Source organism: Ornithinimicrobium flavum, assembly GCF_004526345.1.
Classification (GTDB): Bacteria; Actinomycetota; Actinomycetes; order Actinomycetales; family Dermatophilaceae; genus Ornithinicoccus; species Ornithinicoccus flavus.
Map to the genome: position 1 here is coordinate 1,454,847 of NZ_CP038213.1, position 23,289 is coordinate 1,478,135.

The window sequence follows — 23,289 nt, forward strand, 5'->3', positions numbered from 1 at the left end:
GGGTGCGGTGACCATGGGCGCTGGCTACCATCGGCCATGGTCACCGCCGCATTCGTCGCGCCGTTCCTCCTGGAAGCCACCCGCCGGTTCGTCCTGGCCGCAGCGCGCGTGCCGGGGGTCCGCCTCGCCGTCATCACCGCCACGCCCTGGGACCAGCTCGATCCCGAGCTGAAGGACGCGGTCGCCGGCCACTGGCAGGTCACGGACGGCCTGGACCCGCAGCAGATCGCCGACGCCGTCCGCGGGCTGCGGTCGCAGGTCGGCGAGGCCGAGCGGCTCGTCGGCATCCTGGAGCAGCTGCAGGTGCCGCTCGCGCAGGTCCGGAACGCACTCGGCATACCGGGCATGGACGAGCAGAGCGCCCGCAACGTGCGCGACAAGGCGCAGATGAAGACCGTGCTCCGCGCCGCCGGGCTGCCCTGCGCGCGCCACCAGCTGGTCCACCGGACAGAGGAGGCGCTCGCCTTCCTCGACCTCGTCGGGCTGCCCGTCGTGGCCAAGCCGCCGGACGGCGCCGGAGCCAAGGCCACCTTCCGGCTCGACACCCGCGCCGACGTCGACGCCTGGCTCGAGCTGGCCAGGCGCGACGCGGGCGAGGCGTGGCTGCTGGAGGAGTACCTCACCGGCCGCGAGCACACCTTCGACTCGGTGACGCTCGACGGCGAGACCCTTTTCTCCTCGATCGCCGACTACGTCCCCCCGCCGCTGGAGGTGCTGCGCAACCCGTGGATGCAGTGGCAGGTCGTGCTGCCGCACGCGATCGACGGGCCGGAGTACCGCGAGATCCACCGCGTCGGGCCCGCAGCCCTCACCGCGCTGGGCGTGCGCACCGGCATCTCGCACATGGAGTGGTTCGCCCGGCCCGACGGCTCGGTCGCGGTCTCCGAGGTCGGCGCCCGCCCGCCCGGCGCCCAGCTCGCCAGCATGATCGGCCTGGCCCACGACGTCGACTTCTTCGACCTCTACGCCCGGCTGATGACCCTCGAGCAGTTCGAGCGGCCGGACCGCGTCCACGCGTGCGGCACCGCATACCTCCGGGGTATGGGGCGCGGCCGGGTCCGGGCGGTCCACGGCCTGGACGAGGTGGGCCGCCGGCTCGGGGACATGGTCGTCGACTCCCGCATCCCGCGGCCGGGCACGCCGGCGTCCGGCACCTACGAGGGGGAGGGCTTCGTCACCGTCCGCCACCGCGACACCGACGTCGTCCGCGAGGCCCTCGACCTCATCGTCTCGCGCGTCCGGGTCGAGCTGGTCGAGGCGGAGTAGGGCGATGCCCAACGTCCTGATGATCTCGCCCGGCTTCCCGCTGGAGATCGGGTCCTTCACCCGCGCGCTCGCCCGCACCGGCGCGACCGTGATCGGCATCGGCGACCAGCCGGTCAGCGCCATGCCGGGCACGGCGCGCGACCACCTGGCGCACTACGAGCACGTGCCGCTGGCCGACACCCGTCGGGTCCTCGAGGCGCTGACCGGGCTCGCCCGCAACGTGCGGATCGACCGTGTCGAGTGCCTCTGGGAGCCCTACGTCGTCCTCGCCGCGACCATCCGCGAGCACCTCGGACTGCCCGGCATGAGCGTCGAGCAGGCGACCCGCTTCCGCGACAAGGAGCTGATGAAGAAGGCGCTGGACGGCGCCGGAATCCGCACCCCCCGGCACGCCGGCGCCGAGACCGTCGCCGAGGTCTGGGAGGCGGCCGAGGTCGTCGGCTACCCGCTCATCGTCAAGCCCGTCGACGGCGCCGGCTCGGCCGACACCTACCGCGTCGACACCCCCTCACGGCTGGCAGAGGTGCAGCCGATGCTCGCCCACGTCCGCCGCGTCAGCGTCGAGGAGTTCATCGAGGGGGAGGAGTTCACCCACGACACCGTCTGCGGCGGCGGCGACATCCTCTTCGAGAACGTCAGCTGGTACCAACCCCGGCCGCTCGAGCAGCGCAGCCACGAGTGGGTCAGCCCCGTGACGATCGCGCTGCGCGACACGAGCGACCCTGACCTCGCCGACGGCATCAAGATGGGTCGGCAGGTTCTGAAGGCCCTCGGCCACACCTCCGGCTTCACCCACATGGAGTGGTACCGCAAGGCCGACGGCGAGGTCGTCTTCGGTGAGATCGGCGCCCGACCCCCGGGCGCCCGGACCGTGGACGTCATGAACTACGCCACCGACGCCGACCTCTTCCACACCTGGGCGCTCGCGGTGACGACGGGCACGGCGCCGCCCCTGGAGCACCGCTACAACGCGGCCAGCATCTTCAAGCGGGCGCAGGGCTCGGGCCGGATCTCCCGCATCGAGGGCCTCGACCGGCTGCTGCGCGAGGAGGGGGAGAAGGTCTGCGTCGTCGACCTGTTGCCGGTCGGTGCGCCCCGCCGCGACTGGCGCGCGACCCTGCTCTCCGACGGCATGGTCATCGCCCGCGACCCCGACCTGGACGAGCTGATGCGCGTGCTGAGGAGGTTCGCGACCGAGCTGCAGCTCTACGCCGAGTGACGGGGTATGCCGTCAGGCGTCGGCCGCCACCGGCTCGCGCAGCACGTGGACCGAGCAGTGCGCGTGGCGCACGACGCCCGCGGCGGTCGAGCCGAGCAGGAGGTGGCGCCAGTCGGGCTGGCTGGAGGCGACGACGATGCAGTCGTGGCCCTCCTCCTGCGCGAGGTCGACGATGGCCCGGGCCGGGTAGCCGTGCCTGACCACGACGTCCACGCCGAGGTCGCGCATCTCCTGGACCACCTCGTCGGCCGCCGCCCGCTGGCTCTCCTCGAAGACGGGCTCGACGACGTAGGCCTCGGAGGCCATGTAGCGCGGCAGGTCCTCCAGCACCGTGACCGCGCTGATGGTCCCGTCGGGGGACAGGAGCGCGCGGGCGACCTCCAGCGCCCTCGTCGTCTCCTCACCGTGGCCCGGGGCGACCGGGACGAGGATCTTGTCGTAGGACATGGTGTCTCCTCTCCGGGCACCGGCCTCGGCCGGATGGGGACGCCGGTGGCACCGATCCGCTACTCACCATGGTAGTGACCGGTGGTGCGGGGCGTCGGGGCTCGAAAGACGGGGGCCCGGCCTCTCATCACTCCCACTCGTCGTCCGGCGGCAGGATCGCGCCGAGGAGCTCGCGGGGTCGGCCCGGGCCGGCTTCCATCTCGTAGGTCCGGCCGTCGGGGAGCACAACGATCGGGCCACCGCCGTCGATGGGCTGCCCGGGGTGGTCCGGATCGGTGTGCCCGACGATCCAGAGGTCGAGGTAGGGGTTGGGGCATACGTAGCCCTCGTGGACGACCATGCTCGACCCCTCCCCGACGAGGTGCGCACGGGCGCGAGCCACCGCAACCTGCTTTGTCATCGTCAAGTCGCTGGTCGCGTGGCGTGGCGGCAGGAAGAGGGCATCCTCATGGGCGACGAGGGAGCGAGCGGGACTGTCGTCGAGGTCCCAGGAGAGCTCGGCGGGGATGTCATTCTCGAGGCGCCGCCGCTCTGCCAGCTCCGGGAACCAGCCGTCGCCCCCCTCGTCCTCAAGGATGTGCCGGCGCACGTCGTCGAGGGCGTCACGCCATACGTGCTCGTCGACGTAGGCGACCACCTCGTGCAGCACCCTCAGGCGGACGTCCTCGAAGGCGTCCAGCTCGCCCAGCCCGTAGACCTCGGCGATGCGCTGGAGCTGACCCCAACGCTCGCGACCCTGGCGCCGGCGCCGCTCGCGGGCATAGCTCACCGTCGCGCTCGCCGACTCGGCCCCCTCGAGCTCGGCGAGCATCAGCTCGTCCTCGGTCACCGACCTCTGCCGTCGTCCACCCTTGACCATCCCGACCACCTCTCATCCGTCGCTACAGCGTCCCAGGAGGGTCTGACAGGCCCTCGCCGCTCCTCGTCGCGCTCGACGCATCCGTCCGGGTCCGCGTGAGTCGGGTACTGTCCTGGCCGAGACCAAGAGGTGGGGGACCATGCGCAGGAGATCGACTCGTCTGCTGACCGCCGGCCTGGCCGGGGCTTTGCTGACCCTGGCAGGTTGTGAGGGGGACGCAGCGCAAGACGCACCGACCGTCGCCGGGGCGACGGCGTCGCCGACTCCTGACGATGCCAACCGGACGACGGCCGCGCCCACGACGGCCGCAGCCGCCGAGGAGATCTCCGCCGAGGATACGGCTGACGCGGCGTCAGCGACGACGCCTGCCGCCGCGACGCCGACGCCCACCGAGGAGGCTGCAGCTGCCACGACCGAGGAAGAGGCGGCGGCGGCCGAACCGGCTCCGGCGGGCGACGTGATCGTGGTCCAGGAGGGGGCGGTCTTCACGACGCCCGCCCAGGCGGCCTTCTGCTCCTTGTCGGCCCCGACCGGGGGTATGGCGGCCACGGTCACCTGCGAGGTGGGGGAGAGCAGCGTCCCGCCCGGCGAGGAACTCATGGGACTCTGCCCCAGCGACGGGTACGGGTGGTACTTCAACTTCTTCGAGGATGCCGGGCACGGGGGCTTCTGGTGCAACCACCACGAGGGGATCGTGCACCTACCAGGCGGGGACCTGGCCGGCGACCCGTGGGTGGACCAGAGCCAGGTCCACGTGACGGACCGGGGGACGCGGGTGCCGATCCTGGGCTACGGACGGGTGCTGCGGGCAGGCAACCTGTCTTGCAGCGTGCAACCGGACGGGCTCACCTGTGCCAGCCCCGTGACCGGACACGGTTTCACCGTGAACACCGCGTCATACGTGTCCTGGTGAGGGGCGGCTTCCCGTTTCCTTGAGGACTCTGGCGCCTCCTCGGCCGTGACGCGCCGGAGCGATGGCGGCATGGCATAGACGTGGCATGATCGTGGCATGGCAAAGGTGAGGGTGAGCACGACGGTCGACGCGGACCTTCTTGCGCGCGCGCGGAAGATCTTCTCCGGCCGGACCGACGCTTCATTGGTCGAGGCGGCCCTGGAGGCGCTCCTGCAGCAGCACCGGTCCGCCGAGATCGACGCGGCCTACCTGCGTGCCTACCGGGACACCCCGGTGGACCAGCGCGACGACTGGGGTGACCTCGCGGCCTTCGCGGACGCCGCCGCCAGGCGGTGACCGTGACACTTCCAGCCCGAGGCGAGCTCTGGTGGGCGGACCTGGACGAGGCCGGGGCGAGGCCCGTCGTCGTCGTGAGCCGCGACGCGGCGATCGCCGGGCGTCGGCGCGCGCTGGTGGCACCGTGCAGCACGGTCATCCGGGGCCTCCCGAGCGAGGTGCTGCTGGAGCCAGGTGCGGAGCCGGTGGATCGCCTCTGCGCGGCGCAGGCGGACTCGCTCACCGACCTCCCCGTAGCCGTCCTGACTCGTCGGCTGGGGCGGGTCAGTGACCACGCGATGCGTCAGCTCTGCACTGCGCTCAACGTCGCGGCAGGGTGCACCGGCGCCTGACCGGAGCCCTACTCGAAGCTGATGCTGATCTGGGTGAAGCCCAGGGCGCCCAGGAGCCCTCGCAGCATGGACTCGGTGTTGTCCTCGGCCAGGTCGAGCAGCATGTCCTCGCCGCCGGCGGCGGCCTCCATCTGCTCGACCGCCTTCAGCTGCGCCTCGCGCTCGAGCTCGGAGCCCTGGAAGCGGTTGATGATCCCCTGGTCGTGGCTGACGACGTAGCTGGCCTCCAGGTCGAGGGAGGGTGTGCCGACCGTGGGGGCGGGGAGGGTGATCGACACCATCGTGCCGTCGTCGGACACGGTGACGCTCTCCTCGTCCAGACCGCTGAAGTCCACCACCCCGTCGACGGTGCCCTTGCCGACGTAGAGGACCCGTTCGCCGCTGATCCACCCGGGGACGAACCTCGTGTCATTCTCGATGTCGACGACGGTCTCGTAATAGCCGCTGGCTGCGTGGAAGTCGCTGATCTCGGTGAGCGACTCGAGGACGGACGGCCCGGTGCGGTCGACCGTCTCCTCCGCGAAGGGGTTCCAGGACGGCCGGAGATCGAGGACCCCCGCCGCCCCGACGAGAGCCAGGACCAGCACGGGCACGAGCAGAACGGCCCCCAGGACCGCTGGCCAGCGTCGTCGCATCCGGGGAGGCTATCAGCGCGACAAGCCCAGCGGCGCGAGCTGCATGCCCTCGGCGTCGAAGTTGTCCGGGCGCAGCCAGCGCTCGAAGGCGCTGCGCGCTCGGCGGCCACTCGCTGTCGAGCATGGAGTACCAGGCCGTGTCCCGGTTGCGGCCGCGGTAGACCACGGCCTGCCGGAAGGTGCCCTCGTAGGTGACCCCAGCCGGAGCGCCGCCCGCCGCGACGGCGCGTTGAGGCTGTCGCACTTCCACTCGTAGCGCCGGTAGCCGAGTCCTCGAAAGACGTGCCGCATCAGCAGGTACTGCGCCTCCGTCGACGCGGGCGTGCGCTGAAGGGTGCGCGAGAAGACGACGGTGCCGACCTCGACGACGCCGTTGTCCGGGTCCTGGCGCATGAGCGCCAGGTGCCGAGCGCCGCCCGGTCGCGCCGCGTCGACGACGGCGAAGTTGAGGCGGGTCGAGGCTCTGCGCGGCGGTGACCGCCCAGGCACGGTAGGCCTCGATGGTGCGGAACGGACCGAGGATAGATAGGTCCAGGCGCGGTCGTCGAGTGCCTCGGAGTAATGCGGCGTGCAGGTCGGCGGCGTGCCGGTCAGGGTCGAGGGGCTCGAGGGTGCAGTACCGACCGGGCAGGACGGCCGGACCCGGGCGCCTCGCCGGCCGCCACCCCGGGAGCGCGTCGCCGACCGGCTGAGCGTCCTCGTCCCGTGCCGTCATCGTCACCCTCTCCGGGGGTCAGCGCGCCGGCTTCAGGCCGCAGGGAACGCGCCGGCGAGCCGACCATACACAGCGGCAATCTCTCTTCGGTCAGCGGACCGGGGCCGCCACCGTGGCCGCCAGCTTCCTCGCCACGTGACGGTGACGTCGCGGACGACGAAGTCGCCGCCCAGCAACGGCCAGTCGGCCTCGACGAAGCAGAGCACGCTGCGCACGTCGACGGCGTCGTCGCCCAACGCACCGCTCACGCGGGCCTGCTTGAGGCCGCCATCCACAGCTTGGTGCAGTCGCGTCGGCCGACGAGCAGTTTCTCGGTGCGGGGCGTGAACAGGCCACCCTCGACGACACGGTGGGGTCTGCCCTGGTAGCGCTTGGCGTCGACGACGTAGACCCCGGTCGGACAGACCACCAGGTGGTCGAGGTTGGCGCGGCTCCCCGGGATGCCTCGGTCGTGCAGCACCCGCCCAGGGGGCCGGCGAGGGTCGAGCCGACGCCCGAGCCGCTCCTCGCCGACCGCACCGGTCGCCCAGGCCTTGGTGGTCTGCGGGTCGTCCGAGACAGCCAGGATGAGACCGCCGAGCCGAGGGTGCTTCTGCCGAATCCGTTCCTCCCGCTTCGCGACACGTCGCTCGTGCTCTCGGCGGGCGGACGACCCGGCCACCCCCGGCGAGTGTCCTCAGCCGGCGCCCAGCGTCCCCGGCGCCCGGGGGTTCGCAGGCCAGGCAGAGGACCGACTTCGTCCCGGCGTCGTAGAAGCACGCGTGCCCCGCGGAAGCTCAGTGGTGCACTCACGGCACCGACCGGCGTACCGCAGGCGCATCTCGCGGGCGCCCGGGCTCGGGGGAGTCGGCTCTGTCGCGGTTGCTTCCCTCCTTCAGAAAGGTGGCCGACGGATGCCGGCCACGGTGGCGCCGGTCCCGCCCGGCACCGGGCAGGGTGTTGCACGTGTACGTGCACGCCGGGAAGGTGCTGCAGCCCCAGAAGTGGCCGGTCCGTCCGGACCGCGGGCGGAGCACCCCGACCCTGCACCCGGGGCAGTGGGTGGCGACCGGCCTCGGGCCGACGTCTCGTTACCAGCCCGTCCTGGATCAGCTCGGTGACGAAGGGGGAGCCGTTGTGCTCGGGGGCGAGCAGCAGGACCCCTCGGCGGGCCCTGGTGAGAGCCACGTAGAAGAGCCGGCGCTCCTCGGCGTGGGGGTAGGCGTCGCCGCCGGTCATCGCGAGCGTCAGGACCGGGTCGTCCGCGATCCGGCTGGGGAAGGCGTAGGACCCGGACGAAAGGTTCGGCACGATGACGTAGTCGGCATCGAGCCCCTTGGCCGAGTGGATGTGCGGAAGGCCAGCCGGATGCCCGGAGGACAGGCGCGAGGCATGAGGTTGCGGTCCTGGTGGTAACGCCCGAGGACGTCGACACTCACCGAGTCAGCGGAGATGGCGCCCCCGCGGATGGCGTCGTGCAGCTGGCCGAGGAAGTCGGCGATCGCGCGGGGGACCTCGGCCGCGCTCGGCACCGTGCGCACCTGCACTCCCTCGTGCGCGGCCGGGTCGATCGGCCGGTCGTTCACGGACACGACACGTGCTTGGTCACCTGGTCGGGGTCTTGCTCACGAAGTGCGCCGCGGTGTGCGTGATCGACTGGTGGCACCGGAAGGTCCGGGTCAGCTGCACCGTGGGCCCGGGACCGAAGCGGTTGTGGAAGCGTGTCACCACGCTCAGGTCGGCGCCGGCGAAGCGGTTGATGGACTGCCAGTCGTCCCCGACGGCGAGCAGATGCCGACCGGGCTGGGCCACCAGAGCCCGGGTGAGCCGCGCCCGTGCCTGGCTGGCGTCCTGGAGCTCATCGACCATGACCAACCGGTAGGGGCTGACGTACCTGCCGGACTCGAGGTGGTCGGCGGCCTGCACGAGCATGTCCTCGAAGTCGACGAAGCCGCCCGCAGCGAGCCGTGCCTGCCAGGCGTCGTGGATGGGCCAGTAGAGATCGAGGAAGATGCTGGCTCGGGCCTTGTTGCGGACGCGGCCGGCGTCAAGGCGTCGCTCGACCTCTCGCCGGTCCAACGAGTTCGCCTTGACGTGCAGCATGAAGGTGCGCACGAGGCGGAGCATGTCGACGTCGGTCACCACCTTGACGCCCCGCACGGGCGGTCGGTCAGGGTTCCAGTCCAGGCTGATGCCGTGTCGCGTCAACTCCTCTCGGAGCCGGTCAAAGTCCGTCCTGGCCATCACGCCGGCCCAGGTTGTCTCGAACAGGGTCGTGCCGCGGTCCTGGTGCAACTCCCTCTTCCACTGCATGTCCGCGGCGTAGCCGGGCCAGTCCGCCGGAGGGTTCCCGTCCGCGTCCAATCCCCAGTGCTCGTGCCAGACGTCGATGTCTGGGTAGTAGAAGTCCGGGTGGTACTGCCGGTGCTCTGCGTCCGCGACGTCGTGCGAGTATTTCCGTTCGTACTCGTAAGGCACGCCGTTCAGGAAGAGCCAGTTCGCCACCTGAAGCTCGCCCTGACTCCGGACGATCTCTCCCGCCCATGGTCTTCAGGCCAGATGTGCGGTTAGCAGCATCCCAAGCGTCGGGCTCCACCGTGTCTGACGGGGCCTCAGATGCGTGGAACAGCAGCAGGCGGAACCAGTCCCAGGCGTCCTTGAACCGGGGGTCGGCGGCCTTCAGCTCTGCCACGATCTCCGACAGGACACCCAGCTCGTTTTTGTCGGTCAGCCAGGGCGCGACCGTCGGCTTGCGACCGGTGGCGCGGCCGATGACCTTCAGCCCGAAGGCGTGGAAGGTGGTGGCCTCGACCCCCTCGGCGGGCAGGCCGGCCGCCGCGAACCGGGTCTGGATGCGGGTCTGGAGCTCGGTGGCGGCGTCCTTGTTGAAGGCGAGCAGCACGATCTCCTCCGGCCTGGCCAGCTCCCGGGACACGGCATACGCGGCCCGGGACACCATGACCGACGTCTTGCCCGACCCGGCGGCGGCGATGACGTTCACCCGGTTGTCGTAGGTCACGACGGCAAGGGCCTGTTCGTGGGTCAGCGGGCTGCTCTCGACCGTGTCGAAGAACTGCCGGTGGGACCGGATGACCGCAGCGGCGACCTCGTCGTTGACCGTCCGCACCCACCGACGCGTGCCATCCTGGGTCAGCCACAGGGGCCCGGCTCCCAGCGCATTGCCGGCGACGGCCGGTTCTACGTCGGCGATGCCTGGGCGGGTGGAGAGCACCGCGGTGACCTCCTCCTCGGTGATCCACCGGAGGTCTCGCCGAGCTGTCTCGATCGTGGCCGAGAGCTTCTCGGTCCAGGCGGCGAGAGACCTGGACAGGGCATCCTGCACCGCCTCCTCGAGGCGTCGGCCCTCGTCCCCGGACAGGCCGCGCAGGATCCCGGCTCGGTCTGGCACGCCGGCGACGTTCACGGTGGTCCGCCACCATCGACGGGTCACCGAGATCCGGTCGGCCCCCGAGTCGGGGATGTGCATCTCGTCGGGGCCGTGACGCAGCACGAATCCGTCGTTGCGACGGACGAGCACCCAGTCCTCACCGTGCGGCGTGGTCCCACGCCACATGACGGCTACCGCCATGGGTCACACCCCCTCATCGTCCAGGGACGCCCGCCGCACCCCCTGCCCCTGCTCTCAACCGGGGCACGCGCACCTCGGACGCGACGTTGCGTCCAAGGCTGAGACAGCCCGGAAGGCCGGACGTTAGCAGAGTTCCTGTCGCTGGTGGAGGCATCGCCCCGCCCGCTCAGCTCCCCAGGTATGCCGCCCGCACCCGCTCGTCCTGCTGCAGCGCCGCGACCGCGTCCTCGACGACGACCTCGCCGCGGGTGAGCACGTAGCCGCGGGAGGCGACCTTGAACGCCGCCCGCGCGTTCTGCTCCACCAGCAGCAAGGTGGTGCCCTCGCCGACGAGCTGCACGAGCTTGTCGACGACCTCGTGCACGGCCAGCGGCGCCAGGCCCAGCGACGGCTCGTCGAGGAGCAGCACCTTGGGCCGGCTCATCAGGGCCCGGCCGATGACCATCAGTTGCTGCTGGCCGCCGAGAGCGTGCCGGCGAGCTGCTGGACCGCTCGCGCAGGATGGGGAAGAGGTCGAGCATGTGGTCGACGTCGGCGCGGACCTTCGCGTCGCGCCGACGCGTGTAGGCGCCGAGCCACAGGTGGTCGATGACCGGCAGGCCGGGAAGACCTGGCGGCCCTCCGCACCAGCCCGATGCCGGCGCGGGTGCGCTTCTCCGGGCTCCAGGTCGTGATGTCCTGACCGGCCAGCACGACCCGGCCGGCGGTCGGCCGCAGGTGCCCGGCGATGGTCTTGAGCAGCGTCGTCTTCCCGGCGCCGTTGGAGCCGATGATCGTCACCGCCTCGCCCTCGTCGACGTGCAGTGAGACGCCGTGCAGCGCCTCGATCCGCCCGTACCCCGACCGGACGTCCGTCACCTCCAACAGGCTCATGCGGTGCCCTCCTCGGCGTGCAGCTCGTCCAGGGTCTCGCCGAGGTATGCCGCGCGCACGCGCTCGTCCTGGCGCACCTGCTCCGCGGGCCCGTCGGCGAGGAGCTCGCCGAGCTTGAGCACGAGGACCCGGGCTGACGTCCATGACGGCGGCGACGTCGTGCTCGACGAGCAGCACCGTGACGCCGGTGTCGGCGACATCTCGCATCAGCGCGGTCAGGTCGGCGCTCTCGGCCCGGGACAGCCCGGCGAGCGGCTCGTCCAGCAGCAGCAGCCGCGGCTCGGAGGCGAGCGCGCTGGCGATCTCCACCCGCCGCTGCATCCCGTAGGACAGCGACGTGACCATCGTCTCCCCGTGCTCCTCCATGCCGACCCGCTGCAGGAGCTCGCGGGCACGGGCGCGGTGCACGGCCTCTCCGCCGCGCAGCCCGAGCATGGAGCGCAGGGCACCGGCCCGCACGAACTGCTCGCGGGCCACGAGCACGTTCTCCTCCACCGTCAACGACCCGAAGACCTGAAGGTTCTGGAAGGTGCGGGCGACACCGGCCTTGTTCATCCGGTCCGGGCGCAGCCCCGTGACGTCGGTGCCGTCCAGGTGGATCGTCCCGCTCGTGGGGGTGATCGCCCCGAACACCATGTTGAAGAGCGTCGTCTTGCCGGCGCCGTTGGGCCCGATCAGCCCCACGACCCCGCCGGCGTCGTGGCGCACCGTCACGTCCTTGACCGCCGTCACGCCGCCGAAGCGCTTGGTCAGTGACGCGATCTCGATCGCGATCGGGGCGCGGGTGTCCTCGCCCGGGCGACCGTCGGCCTCAGCTGCGCTCACAGCGCCTGCTCCTTGCGTCGTCCGGGCAGGGCGTCGGCGACCGTCCCCGCCACGCCCTTGGCATGAAGAGCAGCACGACGACGAGCGCCACGCCATACACGATGATCTCGAACTGGCCGCCGACGTTGGGGAAGACAAGAGGCGGTCTCCTTGGCCGCGTGCGACAGCGCGATGACGATGAACGACCCGACCGCCGCGCCCCAGACCGTCCCGACCCCGCCGACGGTGGCCATGATGAGGATCTGGATCGACAGCAGCAGGTCGAGGGTGTGGTAGTCGACGAAGGCGATCCAGTGCGCCTGCAGGCTGCCCGCCAGCGCCGCGAGGACCGCCGCGACGACGAAGGCCGTGCGCTTGTGCCGGGCGGTGCTGATGCCCGACGACGACGCCGCGATCTCGGAGTCGCCCAGTGCCAGTAGCGAGCGGCCGAACATCGAGCCGAGCATGTTGCGCACCAGCACCACGGCGACGAAGAGGATCGCCGCGGCGAGGTAGTAGAAGGACAGGTCGTCGCGGAACGCCATGGTGCCGATCGCCAGGTCGGGCACGCCGAAGATGCCGGAGGCGCCGCCGGTGATGCTCACCTGCCGGGCGACGAAGCCCAGGGTCAGCCCGAACGCGATCGTCGCCAGGGCCAGGTAGTGCCCGCTCACGCGGAAGATCCCCAGGCCCACGAGTATGCCGTCGCGCCGGCCAGGAGCATCCCCACCAGCATCGCGACGATCGGCGACAGGTTGGCCGACGTCGTGAGGATGGCCGAGCTGAACGCGCCCATCCCGAAGAACGCCGCCTGGCCGATGGAGATCTGGCCGGCGTGGCCCATGAGCACGACGAGGCCGAGCGCGGCGATCGCCATGACGGCCATCTGCACGCCGGTCGACATCGTGAAGAAGGGCACGCGGGTGAATACCGGCGGCACCAGCAGCAGCGCCGCGGCGAACACGGCATACGGGAGCAGCCCGCGCAGGCGGCTCATACGCGGGCCTCCTGCACCGAGCGGAGCAGGCCCTGGGGCCGCAGCAGCAACACCAGGAAGAGGATGGCGAAGGTCACCGCGTCCTTGTAGCCCGAGGGCAGCCAGCCGGAGGCCAGCGACTCGATGACGCCGATGCTCAGCCCGCCGACGACCGCGCCGGCGGGGGAGTGCAGGCCGCCGATGACCGCGGCGGTGAAGCCCTTGAGGCCCAGCGCCACCCCGATGCCGGCGTCCGGCGCCTGCAGCGGGGCCAGGATCACCCCGCCGACCGCGCCGAGGGCACCGGCCAGCATGAACGCCAGCATCGACATCCTGCTCGGGGAGATGCCGACCGAGCGGGCCGCGTCCTTGTTCATCGCCACGGCGCGCATCGCCCGGCCTGTCATCGTCCGGGTGAGGAACCACCACAGCGCGACCACGACCAGCGCGGTCGTGCCGACGACCCAGAGGTACTGCGGCAGGATCACCACCGACCCGACCCGGATCGGACCACCTTGCGAGAAGTTGGGCGCGAAGTGCGGGTCGGTGCCCGAAGAGCACCAGCGTTGCGCGGCGGCGAGGATAGCGATCCCCCGGCTCCGTCCAGCGGGCGGCGTGTCCCCTGTAGGGGAGCACGGTGTGAGTGAACTAACCTGTGGCCTTCCCCGGCCAGCCCGGCCTGACCCTCTGTCAGGACTAGGTGGTAGGCATGGCAGCACCGATCAACGAGGGTAGGAGATAGGCGTGTCTATAGAGGAGCCGATGGCGAAGGCGGAAGCATCCCCTGGAGTCTCCCCACGAAACACACTCAATGATCTGACCGCCAAAGAGTGGCTGAGCGAAAGCGTCAGTGTCTGGACACAGCGTGGACTGGACTCGGGCGGCCCACCCCGAGGCAAAGATCGAGCGCCAGCACCTGCCCCATTCTCGTTCCAAGATGTTGGTCGTGTCATCGCAATGTTGACCAAGCGAAATATGACTGTCCTTGACCCATTTGTGGGAGTGGGCTCGACCCTGAAAGCGTGTGCCCTTCTCGGTAGGCGGGGCATAGGAATCGAACTCAACCCAGTATTCGCCGAGCTGGCACGGAAAAGGTTGGGTGAAGAGTTGCCGGAAAACTTGGATCCGTCAAGCCAAATCATCCATGAAGGCGACGCGCGGATTGTCGGCGCGCAACTTGCGCCAAACACCGTTGACCTTATCGTACAAGCCCTCCATACTGGGGAATCCTAAATAAGAAGCCCGATCACAAGGTGAAGTCCGAGCGGATAGCAAACGACTTGTCAGTAAATTATGGTGACGACTCGCGGGACCTAGCGAACATTGACAAATATGACGAATTTGTAGCAGAACTAGCGGACACTTTGAGTACAAGTGCAGGCGCTCTCCGCGCGAAGAAGCACCTCGCGTTGATAGTAGGCGACTTCAGACACGGAGGGCGATATTACCCCTTCCATGCAGATATTGCCCGAGAAATGGAAGTCCGCGGTTTCGTGCTGAAAGCGATGAACGTTCTATATCAGCGCCACAAAAGAGTATTCCCATACGGCTACCCAGCCGCCTACGTCTCGAACGTGCACCACCAAAATATTGTAATCCTGCGCAAGGAGGCCGCGTGACTGACATTCAAGTGGGGGTGCATCAAGGCGACAGTGTGGAACTGCTTCAGACGTTACCTGATGGCGCCGCACGACTTATTATTGCCGATCCGCCATACAATCTCGGTCCCAAGTTCGGAATCGATCGCGAGTGGATGAAGTCGGATGACTGGCTACCGTGGTGTGAGACGTGGCTTAGAGAATGTGCGCGCATCCTGACCGATGACGGATCGATTTTCGTTTACGGAATACACCACTATGTCGGCTACGTCCAAACCCTTCTTTACGATCTTGGTTTACGTTACCGAAGGCTTATAGTTTGGAACTATGAGAACGGATGGAGTAGATCGAGAAAAACCTTGGCGACGCATTACGAGCCCATCCTATGGTTCTCGAAATCAGAGGCCTTCTACTATGACCCCATACGGGAGCCATACAAAAGCACAGAACGTCTCAAGCATCCCATACGCAAGGGTGAATTAGTCTGGACCCCACATCCAGATGGCCGCTTAGCTGGAGACGTTTGGCGTTTTCCAGTGCTGGCTGGACGCCGCTTCCGTGCCGAAAAAGTGGATCATCCTACCCAAAAGCCGCTAAGCTTAACGAACCGCATCGTCAAGCATTGGTCTGAGCCTGGCGACCTTATAGTTGTTCCTTTCGGCGGTAGCGGAACAGAGTGCGTCAGTGCGCTAATGCATCAGCGCCGGTTTTGGGCGGCTGAAATCAATCCCGCGTACGTGCAACTCGCTAATGACCGCATCTCAAGCATTAAGTCAGATGAAGCCCTATTCTAGCCTATTTTGCGGGGGCAACTCCGTGGGCCGCAGTGAGGGCTGCCCCAAAACTTTCCTCGAGCCATTCCGCATTGCTGACTTCGTCGGTATCGACGTATGCGCCATCGTCGATTACATTCAATAGACGGCGATGGCCATCGCGAATCCCAAGTATACTGCGGCTAGGGGGACTGTCCGCATGCGCACGTCAAGGTACCTTTTGGCGTCGGCAAGGATTCTGTAGTAATCGGTCCGCAAGTTTGGCTGGAGAGGCATCACGATGATGGGTACAATGCGTTTTCGCTCGATCTTAAGTCGCGACACTGCGATAGCGAATCCCGTGAAGGCGGCGGTGGGCGTCCAAGGACACAATGCTGGGTCAAGCTGACTGACATGCCGAGAAGCCCATCTCCAGTATTCACGGTGGGTGGTGACTCACTACGCAACCTCTGCCCAGTCGGCGTTGTCACCGATATTGCCCATTCGTGCAGACACTGCCTGTGACCAGGAAAGCATTCCTCACAAGGCGCCGGAAGCCCAAGCGCGTGTTGAGCAGAACCCGGCGTTCGAGTGTTCTAAGCAGTTGACGCACCACCAAGTTGCCGTCTGTGAAGGGCAGGCTCGTAGCTAAGTAGCGCAGCAGCTCGGCGTCTCCGCGACTCAAACTCTCTAAAGGGGACCATGGAGCCTTCCGCAGCGGCACCTACCTGCGCTTCACTAGTTGCTGGGTCTAGGTGAATTGCACCTACGGGACATCTGGTGACGCACAGCCCACAACCGATGCACCTGTCGGGGTCGATTACGGGGGCCTCCCCAACTTTGATAGAGAGCGCGTCAGTCGGACACACTAATCTGTCGGGATTTAGCGATAAGGGTGCTGGTATGTGGCGCGCAACTTCTTGAGGCGTGAACCACGTGCAGGGCGCGTCCGCACAACGCCAGCATTGAGCCGTTGAGCCGTCAAGCATTTGAAGTGGTGCAAAATGCTTACGCAGATTTGTCGCTGGTGAATAGGGAATTTGTGGGACGCCGCCTGAGGCCGCGGCCCGACCGATTGGCCTCATAGGGTGCCTTTCAGTGAAGTCAGTATGTCGCGGTCAAAGGCTTGGCCTGTGATGTTTACGGAAATCAAAATTTCGTATAGACGTCGTAGGGAAATAATTCCGATGCGAATGCCGTAGGCACTTTCGATGTCGTCCAACAGTTCTCGAATTCCCGATCTGGCAGGCGGATTAGCAAAACCAACGACGAGGCTAGATGAGGCACTCAGCGTTGTGTGACCCGACATGCGAGCCAGGGCTAGCTTGTTTTCAAGCGCTTGCTGAATGGCTTTGACGTTTACCGCCTCGACCTCCGTGCGCGACTTAACCTCGACAGGTATTGGGTCGCTGGGGTGCGTTAAGATGAGATCAATGCGGTTACTGGTGTCCCCCTGATTAGAAACAACGGCAGGTACTCCGATCGCCTTGAACAGGCTGCCAACGAGAGGATAGAAGTGCGCCGCTCGGAGGCTAGCAGCGGCGCCCATGGCGCTCTCCACGAGGTGCTCCAGGCTCGCCGGGTCGATCGAGGTGTCACGAGTGGCGTCGGTTAACCAGTTTGAGAAGTACTCAGGAGTACTCTCCTCGGCACATTGACACTGTGAGGTTGGCTGGCCCACGTACGTTCCCGCCTCGGTGTATGCAAAAGCACCAACGGGGCACCGCACTGTGCAGATGCCGCACCCGATGCATCCATCCTCCACCTCCATTGACCCGTCCTCCTTGGAAGGTCGAAGGACGTCGACGGGGCAAAGGTCGGATGGCATGCCCACGGCAGCCGTGTTGATTGTTCGGCACGGCTGATCTGGACATCGGAGACAGACGGAGGTGTGGGAATGGCCGGCGCCATCAGTCATGAAGCCCTGAAGGTTCGTTCCGCCTCGGTGACTCAGCCGCGTCCCGTGAAGGATCACTGGGGGCCACAGTTGCAGCTGGGCTTGAGGGCGTTTCACGGACTGTCTGCTCCTTCGGCGAGGGCCAAGACAGCATCGGTCTCCTGTACAAATGGGGAGAAAAGGATGTCGAGGGGATCGGGGGTTCCCATTGCGTCAAGGATCTTGGCCGAGAGATCCTGGTATTGGGAGAGTTCCGTGGAAAGATTGGGGTATTCGTAGCCTGCGCGCTGCAGCATGACATAATATGTCAGGGATGCAAACGCAGCGCGGTCGTTGCGTGTGAACGACCGTAAATGGGACTCCCTGACATCAATCATGCGTGCGGCATGATGTGCAGTAGCGAGGCCCAGTTGGGATAGACGGATGGCGCGGACCCCGCGCCTATCGGAGTACAACCCCCTGATGGAGTCAGGGGTCCCCCATCGCAGCATTGGCGAAGTAAGGACCCCGACAGGAAAGCGCGTATAATTCTCAAGAGTGGTCAGTTGAACCCCCTCTGCCGCTGCAAAGGCTGCTGCTGCGTCAATGAGTGACCGGAACGGCCCCTTGCGAAGAGCGCGGATGCGCTCGATGGCGTGCGCTAAAGCCCCCGGTGCTTGATCGTCGACGTAGGCCAAGAGTCCCAGGATTATCTCGTGTCGGGTAATGACGCCGTCCAGTTCTGCCGCGAGTTGCAGTAGCCACTTGAAAGGTCGTTGGCTACGAACGCCGTGGTTCTGGGTCGTCTTGTTCGGAAACGTAATCGCAAGCAAGGATTCACGGACCAGCCCGGACCGGTGATGAGCATCCCCGGAGGCATCAGAAATCGTCAGGCCCAAGATGCTGGTTCTGAACGTGAGTCGACTATCGGGGAGGGGTCGTAGCCAGCCCAGCATGCGGTAGATTTCTGAGTACATCTTGAGTTGGTTATATAGAGGGTCGCGGCTTCTGTCGTCCCGTCGGCTGCGTTCGACGGCCATCTGTCCCTGCGCCCCCTGAGACGACGCCTGACCTTCACTTGTGGTAACGGCGGTCATGAAATCTAGATCAAAGGGGTCGCTACCTTCGGCTGCGAGAGTGACGAGATCGAACACGTGCGTCATCCGCTCGATGTCAGAACCTGGATTCGGGAAGCGCAGCTTGCTCACGCACACACCGTCCTCTCGCTCGGGTTGCTTCGCCCGCCACACTAGACTAGTCGTATCGAGTGCGCACCAGCCGCACAGGCGAGTCAGACACGCATGGGACCGCTGCACGGGTAGGTGACATCTGATCTGTGACGCTGCGAGGCGTCGCTGGAAGGATGTGCACCGTGCCCAAGCCCTATCCCCAGGAGTTCCGTGACGACGTCGTGAACGTCGCTCGGAATCGTGAGCCTGGACAGACGATTAAGCAGATCGCGGCCGACTTCGGCATCGCCGAGTCGTGCCTGCGCAACTGGATGCGCGCGGCCGACGTCGCTGACGGCGCCCGGCCCGGGACCACCGCGGCCGAGAACGCCGAGCTGCGCGAGGCCAAGAAGCGGATCCGGTTGCTGGAGCAGGAGAACGAGGTCCTGCGACGCGCCGCGGCCTACCTGTCCCAGGCGAACCTGCCGGGAAAATGATGTACCCGCTCGTCCGCGAGCTGGCCGGCGACGGGATCCCCGTCACGGTGACGTGCCGGGTGCTCAAGATCGCTCGCCAGCCCTACTACCGGTGGCTCGCGGACCCGGTCACCGATGCCGAGCTGGCGGCCGCCTACCGCGCCAACGCCCTGTTCGACGCGCACAAGGACGACCCCGAGTTCGGCTACCGGTACCTGGCCGACGAGGCCCGCGACGTTGGTCAGGACATGTGCGAGCGGACCGCGTGGCGCCTGTGCTCACAGAACGGCTGGTGGTCCGCGTTCGGCAAGAAGCGCGGCAAGAACGGCAAGAAGCCCGGGCCTCCGGTGCACGACGACCTGGTCGAGCGCGACTTCACCGCGCAAGCACCGAACCAGCTGTGGCTGGCCGACATCACCGAGCACCGCACGGGCCAGGGCAAGCTCTACCTGTGCGCGATCAAGGACGTCTTCTCCAACCGGATCGTGGGCTACTCGATCAGCGACCGGATGAAGTCACGCCTGGCCGTCGACGCCCTGAGCAGTGCCGTCGCCCGCCGCGGTGACGTCGCCGGCTGCATCCTGCACACCGATCAAGGGTCCCAATTTCGCAGCCGGAAGCACGTCCGCGCCCTGCACCGTCACGGCATGGTCGGCTCCATGGGCAAGGTCGGTGCGGCCGGTGACAACGCCGCCATGGAGTCCTTCTTCGCCCTGCTCCAGAAGAACGTCCTGGACCGCCGCACCTGGACCACCCGCCAGGAACTGCGCATCGCCATCGTCACCTGGATCGAGCGCACCTACCACCGCCGCCGCCGGCAGGAGGCCCTGGGCCGGTTGACCCCCATCGAGTACGAGACCATCATGACCACACCGGCCGCTCACGCAGCCTGACCCACCCTGTCACCTACCCGTGCAGCAGTCCCCACCGACGAACATCCAGGTCGACCGAGGCGCGGGCTCGGCCCCCGAGCTCGAATCGGCTGCCTGGATCGTGCTCTCGGCGGGCCTGAGGGGCGAACCGTCGCCGCTCACCGGCGCCCCGACGGCGTGGACGTCCAAGGCGGCCGCGGACCTGCATGAGCGACTGCAGCACGACCCGGGCACCGGTGGCTTCATGGACAAGCTGACCGTCCAGATCAGCGACGCCCCGGCGGAAACGATCCTTCTGGCTGCCGAATTGGTCTACCTGCAGTGCGTCGCGCTGTTCGACCTCAAGCCTGCGACGAAGGCGGCCCGTGTCCAAGCCGTGCTCGACCTCCTGCCCGGAAAGCCAGTCCTGCCTCCCGCTCTGCGTGAGCCTCTGAACGCGGGTGGCGCCTTCGCCGGGGGTCAGGGGTGGCACGCGCAGATCGCGCGCCACGTGGAGTGGCTGACCGAGTTCGTGCAGGAGTGGCTCGACCTCGACCCCAGCCGGCGGTCTGCGGCCCTGGCGGACCCGATCCACTTCGCCGAGGTGACCAGCCGGGTCTCACCGGGGGCGACCGTGTCGATGGAGCCCGCGCTGAACTACCTGGCCTGGCCCGGGCACCACTACCCAGTCGTGAGCAGCATCCACCGCCGGAAGATCCGCGACGCCTTCGCCCACCGGATCGGTGGGCCCAGCGGCAAAGAACCGCTGGACATCACCCGGGACCTGGTCAAGATCCGCCACATCCACGAGCAGGAGACCGGCGCGTTCGCGGAGTGGTACTCCTCGCCCTACGTCGAGGAGTGGAACCCCGCGAGCGAGGTCGCGCGTCGCGCGTGGCTGGTGCGGCCGCACCCGGGGGACCGTCCTCTGGTGCAGCGATGGCTCACCGGCGGATATGTCTCGCTCAAGGGTGAGCACCTTGGGAAGGTGCCGGGGGGTGCGGACCAGGCGACGGTCCAGGCCGCGGTGGACGCGGGCTACCAGCACATCGACTACTCGCAGCGCAAGCAGCTGACCTCGGAGTACCACGCATTCCTGACCTCGATGCGTGACGAGGACGTCGTGGTCACGGTGATCGAGGGCACCGTCTACGTCGGCACGATCGTGGACGAGCCGGTCTACCGGCCCGACCCGATGGGGCGGGTGCAGCGTGGCGTGCAGTGGAGCAAGCGAGGGTTCCCGCTCGAGGGCTTGGGCGGGTTGCGAGGCAAGCAGGGGACCGTGGTCGACGTCACCGACTCGCTGCCCCAGCTGCTGCCTCTGCTGGAGAGCGTGGGTCCTGAAGAGGTCGACGAGGAAGCGGTCGCGGAGGCCGGTGTCCCGGAACTGCCCCCCGTCAGCGACGCGCTGGCCGCGGACCTGCACATGCCGGTCCCGGCGCTGCAGGAGATCGTCGACGTCCTGCAGGACCGACAGCAGATCGTGTTCTTCGGCCCGCCCGGGACGGGCAAGACCTACCTCGCTAAGAAGCTGGCCGACTTCCTCGTCGGGCAGGACGACACGAGCCGTGCCCGCCTGGTGCAGTTCCACCCCTCTTACAGTTATGAGGACTTCTTCGAGGGCTACCGTCCGGGTATCTCCGCCCAGGGTCAGGCGGTCTTCAACCTGACACCCGGTCCGCTGCGCGAGCTCGCGTCGCTCGCCGAGCAGCCGGAGAACCAGTCGCAGCCGTTCGTCCTCATCATCGACGAGATGAACCGCGCCAACCTGGCCAAGGTATTCGGCGAGCTCTACTTCCTCCTGGAGTACCGCGGCGAGGCCGTCCGTCCCCAGTACAGCGACCGGCCCTTCCGCCTGCCTCGCAACCTGTTCATCATCGGCACGATGAACACGGCCGACCGCTCCATCGCGATGGTGGACGCGGCGATCCGACGCCGCTTCGCCTTCCTCGAGATGCACCCGGCAGAGGAGCCCGTGCGGAGTGTGCTCACGGCATACCTGAGCGCCCGAAACTTCTCCACCGACCGCGCCGAGCTCCTCAACGCGCTGAACAGCGAGATCGGAGAGGACGAACGGGACCTGCAGATCGGGCCCAGCTACCTCATGCGGTCCGCCGCGGCGACAGAGGAGGGACTGCGCCGTATCTGGCGGTTCGACATCCTGCCCCTCCTCGAGGAGCACTACTACGGACGGCTGACCCGGAGCGGGGTGCACGTGCGGTTCGGGCTGGACGCTCTTCGGGCCGCACCTGCGCAGAATGCGGAGCCAGTCGAGACTGAGGACCTGCAGCCGCCACCCTCGGTGGTCCCGGAGCCATGACCGACTGGCCGGTGACGCTCGACGAACTAAGCCGAGAGGGCGTCGTGCGCTCCCTGTCCCACGCCGAGGCCGCCGCGCTCGCCGGGACGAAGCTGGTCGAGGTGCGCCCGGAAGGCGGGCAGTCCTGGAAGCTTCTGCCAGCGGGGAACGTGGGAGCGACACGCGTCGGGGACAAGCAGATCCAGGTTCTCCCGAAAGGGAGGGTCGGGGTGGCCCATCTCCTCTTCCTCCTGGGTTACGCGAGGAACCCCGGCTTCCGGGAGGAATACGTGCTGGGAGTGCACGATGACGACCTGTGGCCCGCGCTGGCCGAATCTCTGGCCCGGCAGACGGAGCGCGCGCTTACTCATGGGGTGCTGCAGGGCTATCGCACGACCGACGACAGTCTGCGCACGGTGCGTGGACGTATCCGGATCGGGGACCAGCTCTCGCTCCGGCAGGGGCAGCTGTTGCCCATCGAGGTGACTCACGACGAGTTCACCGTCGACACGGTCGAGAACCGCATCCTCCGCGGTGCCCTGCGACGGATGCTCGCGGTTCCGCGGGTTGACCCGGAGGTGCGACGACGGCTCGTGCACCTCGACGCCAGGCTGGAAGGGGTGGCGTTCCTGCGGGCCGGGGAGGACGCCCCGGTGGGTCCCCACCCGCCAGAACGTCCGCTATCAGCCGGCGCTGCGGCTCGCGGAGATCGTGCTGCGCAACGTGTCGGCGCGGCGGGGGCCGGGGAGGTGCCTGTGGCGTCCTTCGTCGTCTCGATGGCCAAGGTCTACGAGGACTTCGTCACGACTGCGCTCACTGAGGCGCTGCGCGAGACTCCCGGTCGGACGGAGGCACAGCACCGCGTCTGGCTCGACGAGCCCGGCCCCGGGCGACGGCACGGCGCGATCCGGATGGACGTCGACGTCGTTCATCTGGACCGTGACGGGCGACCACAGGTCGTCTACGACGCGAAGTACAAGGCGGCGAGCCCCAAGGGGGAATACCCGAACGCCGACCACTACCAGATGCTTGCCTACTGCACTGCGCTAGAGGTGCCGGTCGCGTGGTTGGTCTACGCGCAAGGGGTGGCCTCCCCTGCGCCGCGGCGGGTGCGTCATACGGGCATCACGGTCGTGGAGTATCCGCTTGACCTGTCCGCGCGACCTAGGGTTGTCCTGGAGCAGGTTGCAGACTTGGCCAGGTTGAGCGTGGAGGCGTTCCCCATGCCTTTAAGCATGTGGCGTCGTCCAGCACGAGCCAGCACATCTCTGGTGGTCCGCGGGTAGAGCTTCATACTGCGCTGACCAGGCACAACAAGCGAGCAG

The 23,289-nt window shown here is 67.7% G+C and carries 27 protein-coding genes and 1 pseudogene; 10 read left to right on the forward strand and 18 right to left on the reverse strand.

The window, feature by feature from the left end:
- Positions 1–36: 36 nt before the first annotated feature.
- Complete coding sequence (locus tag E3Z34_RS06725) at positions 37–1,266, forward strand: ATP-grasp domain-containing protein (RefSeq protein WP_134772987.1); 1,230 nt, start codon at positions 37–39, stop codon at positions 1,264–1,266.
- Positions 1,267–1,270: 4 nt separating this feature from the next.
- The gene (locus E3Z34_RS06730) at positions 1,271–2,485 is read left to right on the forward strand and encodes an ATP-grasp domain-containing protein (protein ID WP_134772988.1); all 1,215 of its coding nucleotides are present in this window, start codon (positions 1,271–1,273) and stop codon (positions 2,483–2,485) included.
- Between the two features lie 12 nt (positions 2,486–2,497).
- Here the strand turns inward: E3Z34_RS06730 and E3Z34_RS06735 are convergent, their stop codons facing one another.
- Positions 2,498–2,932, reverse strand: coding sequence for a universal stress protein (locus E3Z34_RS06735; RefSeq protein ID WP_134772989.1), 435 nt, complete (start codon positions 2,930–2,932; stop codon positions 2,498–2,500).
- 127 nt (positions 2,933–3,059) lie between these two features.
- A complete protein-coding gene (locus E3Z34_RS06740) occupies positions 3,060–3,761 on the reverse strand; it encodes a hypothetical protein (protein WP_134772990.1) in 702 nt (233 codons plus the stop codon).
- A gap of 169 nt (positions 3,762–3,930) precedes the next feature.
- Here E3Z34_RS06740 and E3Z34_RS06745 point away from each other — a divergent pair, with 169 nt between their 5' ends.
- From E3Z34_RS06745 to E3Z34_RS06755, 3 genes are all read left to right on the forward strand, one after another.
- Positions 3,931–4,704, forward strand: a complete 774-nt coding sequence (locus tag E3Z34_RS06745; protein ID WP_134772991.1) for a hypothetical protein — start codon at positions 3,931–3,933, stop codon at positions 4,702–4,704.
- A 111-nt stretch (positions 4,705–4,815) separates the two neighbouring features.
- Entirely contained in the window at positions 4,816–5,040 is a 225-nt protein-coding gene (locus tag E3Z34_RS06750; protein WP_238695393.1) for a type II toxin-antitoxin system VapB family antitoxin, read from the forward strand.
- 2 nt (positions 5,041–5,042) lie between these two features.
- On the forward strand, positions 5,043–5,372 hold the full coding sequence (locus tag E3Z34_RS06755; RefSeq protein WP_134772993.1) for a type II toxin-antitoxin system PemK/MazF family toxin: 330 nt from the start codon (positions 5,043–5,045) through the stop codon (positions 5,370–5,372).
- 8 nt (positions 5,373–5,380) lie between these two features.
- Here E3Z34_RS06755 and E3Z34_RS06760 read toward each other — a convergent pair whose 3' ends face one another.
- From E3Z34_RS06760 to E3Z34_RS06815, 13 genes and pseudogenes are all read right to left on the reverse strand, one after another.
- The gene (locus tag E3Z34_RS06760; RefSeq protein WP_134772994.1) at positions 5,381–6,007 is read right to left on the reverse strand and encodes a DUF4230 domain-containing protein; all 627 of its coding nucleotides are present in this window, start codon (positions 6,005–6,007) and stop codon (positions 5,381–5,383) included.
- Positions 6,008–6,019: 12 nt separating this feature from the next.
- Positions 6,020–6,496, reverse strand: a complete 477-nt coding sequence (locus E3Z34_RS06765; protein ID WP_238695394.1) for a GNAT family N-acetyltransferase — start codon at positions 6,494–6,496, stop codon at positions 6,020–6,022.
- Positions 6,497–6,754: 258 nt separating this feature from the next.
- The gene (locus E3Z34_RS18695) at positions 6,755–6,970 is read right to left on the reverse strand and encodes a hypothetical protein (RefSeq protein ID WP_134772995.1); all 216 of its coding nucleotides are present in this window, start codon (positions 6,968–6,970) and stop codon (positions 6,755–6,757) included.
- Positions 6,967–7,383: a nuclease-related domain-containing protein gene (locus E3Z34_RS18700; protein WP_134772996.1), complete on the reverse strand. Its 417-nt coding sequence runs from the start codon at positions 7,381–7,383 to the stop codon at positions 6,967–6,969. The genes E3Z34_RS18695 and E3Z34_RS18700 overlap by 4 nt, the downstream gene beginning before the upstream one ends.
- A 127-nt stretch (positions 7,384–7,510) precedes the next feature.
- Entirely contained in the window at positions 7,511–7,738 is a 228-nt protein-coding gene (locus tag E3Z34_RS20130) for a topoisomerase DNA-binding C4 zinc finger domain-containing protein (RefSeq protein ID WP_134772997.1), read from the reverse strand.
- 187 nt (positions 7,739–7,925) lie between these two features.
- Positions 7,926–8,012 (reverse strand): annotated as a pseudogene (locus E3Z34_RS20135) (hypothetical protein); the annotation flags it as partial.
- A gap of 294 nt (positions 8,013–8,306) precedes the next feature.
- Positions 8,307–8,861, reverse strand: coding sequence for a UvrD-helicase domain-containing protein (locus E3Z34_RS06790; RefSeq protein WP_158288620.1), 555 nt, complete (start codon positions 8,859–8,861; stop codon positions 8,307–8,309).
- 64 nt (positions 8,862–8,925) lie between these two features.
- A complete protein-coding gene (locus tag E3Z34_RS06795) occupies positions 8,926–10,290 on the reverse strand; it encodes a UvrD-helicase domain-containing protein (RefSeq protein WP_134772999.1) in 1,365 nt (454 codons plus the stop codon).
- 166 nt (positions 10,291–10,456) lie between these two features.
- On the reverse strand, positions 10,457–10,735 hold the full coding sequence (locus E3Z34_RS18170) for an ATP-binding cassette domain-containing protein (RefSeq protein ID WP_170212987.1): 279 nt from the start codon (positions 10,733–10,735) through the stop codon (positions 10,457–10,459).
- Positions 10,735–11,988, reverse strand: coding sequence for an ATP-binding cassette domain-containing protein (locus E3Z34_RS20410; protein ID WP_202977040.1), 1,254 nt, complete (start codon positions 11,986–11,988; stop codon positions 10,735–10,737). The genes E3Z34_RS18170 and E3Z34_RS20410 overlap by 1 nt, the downstream gene beginning before the upstream one ends.
- Positions 11,985–12,641, reverse strand: coding sequence for a branched-chain amino acid ABC transporter permease (locus E3Z34_RS06810; protein ID WP_158288621.1), 657 nt, complete (start codon positions 12,639–12,641; stop codon positions 11,985–11,987). The genes E3Z34_RS20410 and E3Z34_RS06810 overlap by 4 nt, the downstream gene beginning before the upstream one ends.
- A complete protein-coding gene (locus E3Z34_RS17640; protein WP_158288622.1) occupies positions 12,638–12,964 on the reverse strand; it encodes an ABC transporter permease subunit in 327 nt (108 codons plus the stop codon). The genes E3Z34_RS06810 and E3Z34_RS17640 overlap by 4 nt, the downstream gene beginning before the upstream one ends.
- Positions 12,961–13,434 carry a branched-chain amino acid ABC transporter permease gene (locus tag E3Z34_RS06815; protein ID WP_158288623.1) on the reverse strand — a complete coding sequence of 158 codons (474 nt, stop codon included), beginning with the start codon at positions 13,432–13,434 and terminating at the stop codon, positions 12,961–12,963. The genes E3Z34_RS17640 and E3Z34_RS06815 overlap by 4 nt, the downstream gene beginning before the upstream one ends.
- Before the next feature lie 271 nt (positions 13,435–13,705).
- Between E3Z34_RS06815 and E3Z34_RS20155 the strand changes: the two genes are divergently transcribed.
- Together E3Z34_RS20155 and E3Z34_RS06825 are read left to right on the forward strand one after the other, a co-directional pair.
- The gene (locus tag E3Z34_RS20155) at positions 13,706–14,176 is read left to right on the forward strand and encodes a DNA methyltransferase (RefSeq protein WP_134773002.1); all 471 of its coding nucleotides are present in this window, start codon (positions 13,706–13,708) and stop codon (positions 14,174–14,176) included.
- A gap of 382 nt (positions 14,177–14,558) precedes the next feature.
- Complete coding sequence (locus tag E3Z34_RS06825) at positions 14,559–15,335, forward strand: DNA-methyltransferase (protein ID WP_158288624.1); 777 nt, start codon at positions 14,559–14,561, stop codon at positions 15,333–15,335.
- Positions 15,336–15,889: 554 nt separating this feature from the next.
- On the opposite strand, the gene E3Z34_RS20160 is transcribed toward E3Z34_RS06825, so the two are convergent.
- The 3 genes from E3Z34_RS20160 to E3Z34_RS06840 all read right to left on the reverse strand — a co-directional run bounded on the left by E3Z34_RS20160 (position 15,890) and on the right by E3Z34_RS06840 (position 18,377).
- Positions 15,890–16,378: a 4Fe-4S binding protein gene (locus E3Z34_RS20160; protein ID WP_134773004.1), complete on the reverse strand. Its 489-nt coding sequence runs from the start codon at positions 16,376–16,378 to the stop codon at positions 15,890–15,892.
- Entirely contained in the window at positions 16,375–16,854 is a 480-nt protein-coding gene (locus tag E3Z34_RS06835; protein ID WP_134773005.1) for a restriction endonuclease, read from the reverse strand. Before E3Z34_RS06835 ends, E3Z34_RS20160 begins: the two co-directional genes overlap by 4 nt.
- Positions 16,855–17,303: 449 nt before the next feature.
- Positions 17,304–18,377 (reverse strand): hypothetical protein, encoded by a 1,074-nt coding sequence (locus tag E3Z34_RS06840; protein ID WP_134773006.1) that lies wholly within the window; start codon positions 18,375–18,377, stop codon positions 17,304–17,306.
- Between the two features lie 164 nt (positions 18,378–18,541).
- On the opposite strand from E3Z34_RS06840, the gene E3Z34_RS06845 reads away from it, so the two are divergent.
- The 3 genes from E3Z34_RS06845 (at position 18,542) to E3Z34_RS06855 (ending at position 23,250) form a co-directional block, all read left to right on the forward strand.
- Positions 18,542–19,707 (forward strand): IS3 family transposase gene (locus tag E3Z34_RS06845; protein ID WP_134773007.1). Its coding sequence is split into 2 segments (ribosomal slippage): positions 18,542–18,826 and positions 18,829–19,707, totalling 1,164 coding nucleotides; the frame shifts between segments, so codons are not numbered across the junction.
- Between the two features lie 19 nt (positions 19,708–19,726).
- Complete coding sequence (locus E3Z34_RS06850; RefSeq protein ID WP_202977041.1) at positions 19,727–21,985, forward strand: AAA family ATPase; 2,259 nt, start codon at positions 19,727–19,729, stop codon at positions 21,983–21,985.
- A gap of 11 nt (positions 21,986–21,996) precedes the next feature.
- A complete protein-coding gene (locus E3Z34_RS06855) occupies positions 21,997–23,250 on the forward strand; it encodes an McrC family protein (RefSeq protein ID WP_238695395.1) in 1,254 nt (417 codons plus the stop codon).
- Positions 23,251–23,289 lie beyond the last annotated feature (39 nt).

Bases quoted from the DNA above. Each gene is read 5' to 3' on its own strand.
- E3Z34_RS20155 (WP_134773002.1), top strand. From the start codon at position 13,706: ATGGCGAAGGCGGAAGCATCCCCTGGAGTCTCCCCACGAAACACACTC.
- E3Z34_RS06745 (WP_134772991.1), top strand. From the start codon at position 3,931: ATGCGCAGGAGATCGACTCGTCTGCTGACCGCCGGCCTGGCCGGGGCT.
- E3Z34_RS06795 (WP_134772999.1), bottom strand. From the start codon at position 10,290: ATGGCGGTAGCCGTCATGTGGCGTGGGACCACGCCGCACGGTGAGGAC.
- E3Z34_RS06725 (WP_134772987.1), top strand. From the start codon at position 37: ATGGTCACCGCCGCATTCGTCGCGCCGTTCCTCCTGGAAGCCACCCGC.
- E3Z34_RS20160 (WP_134773004.1), bottom strand. From the start codon at position 16,378: ATGAGGCCAATCGGTCGGGCCGCGGCCTCAGGCGGCGTCCCACAAATT.
- E3Z34_RS06760 (WP_134772994.1), bottom strand. From the start codon at position 6,007: ATGCGACGACGCTGGCCAGCGGTCCTGGGGGCCGTTCTGCTCGTGCCC.
- E3Z34_RS18170 (WP_170212987.1), bottom strand. From the start codon at position 10,735: ATGGTCATCGGCCGGGCCCTGATGAGCCGGCCCAAGGTGCTGCTCCTC.
- E3Z34_RS17640 (WP_158288622.1), bottom strand. From the start codon at position 12,964: ATGAGCCGCCTGCGCGGGCTGCTCCCGTATGCCGTGTTCGCCGCGGCG.
- E3Z34_RS06735 (WP_134772989.1), bottom strand. From the start codon at position 2,932: ATGTCCTACGACAAGATCCTCGTCCCGGTCGCCCCGGGCCACGGTGAG.
- E3Z34_RS06730 (WP_134772988.1), top strand. From the start codon at position 1,271: ATGCCCAACGTCCTGATGATCTCGCCCGGCTTCCCGCTGGAGATCGGG.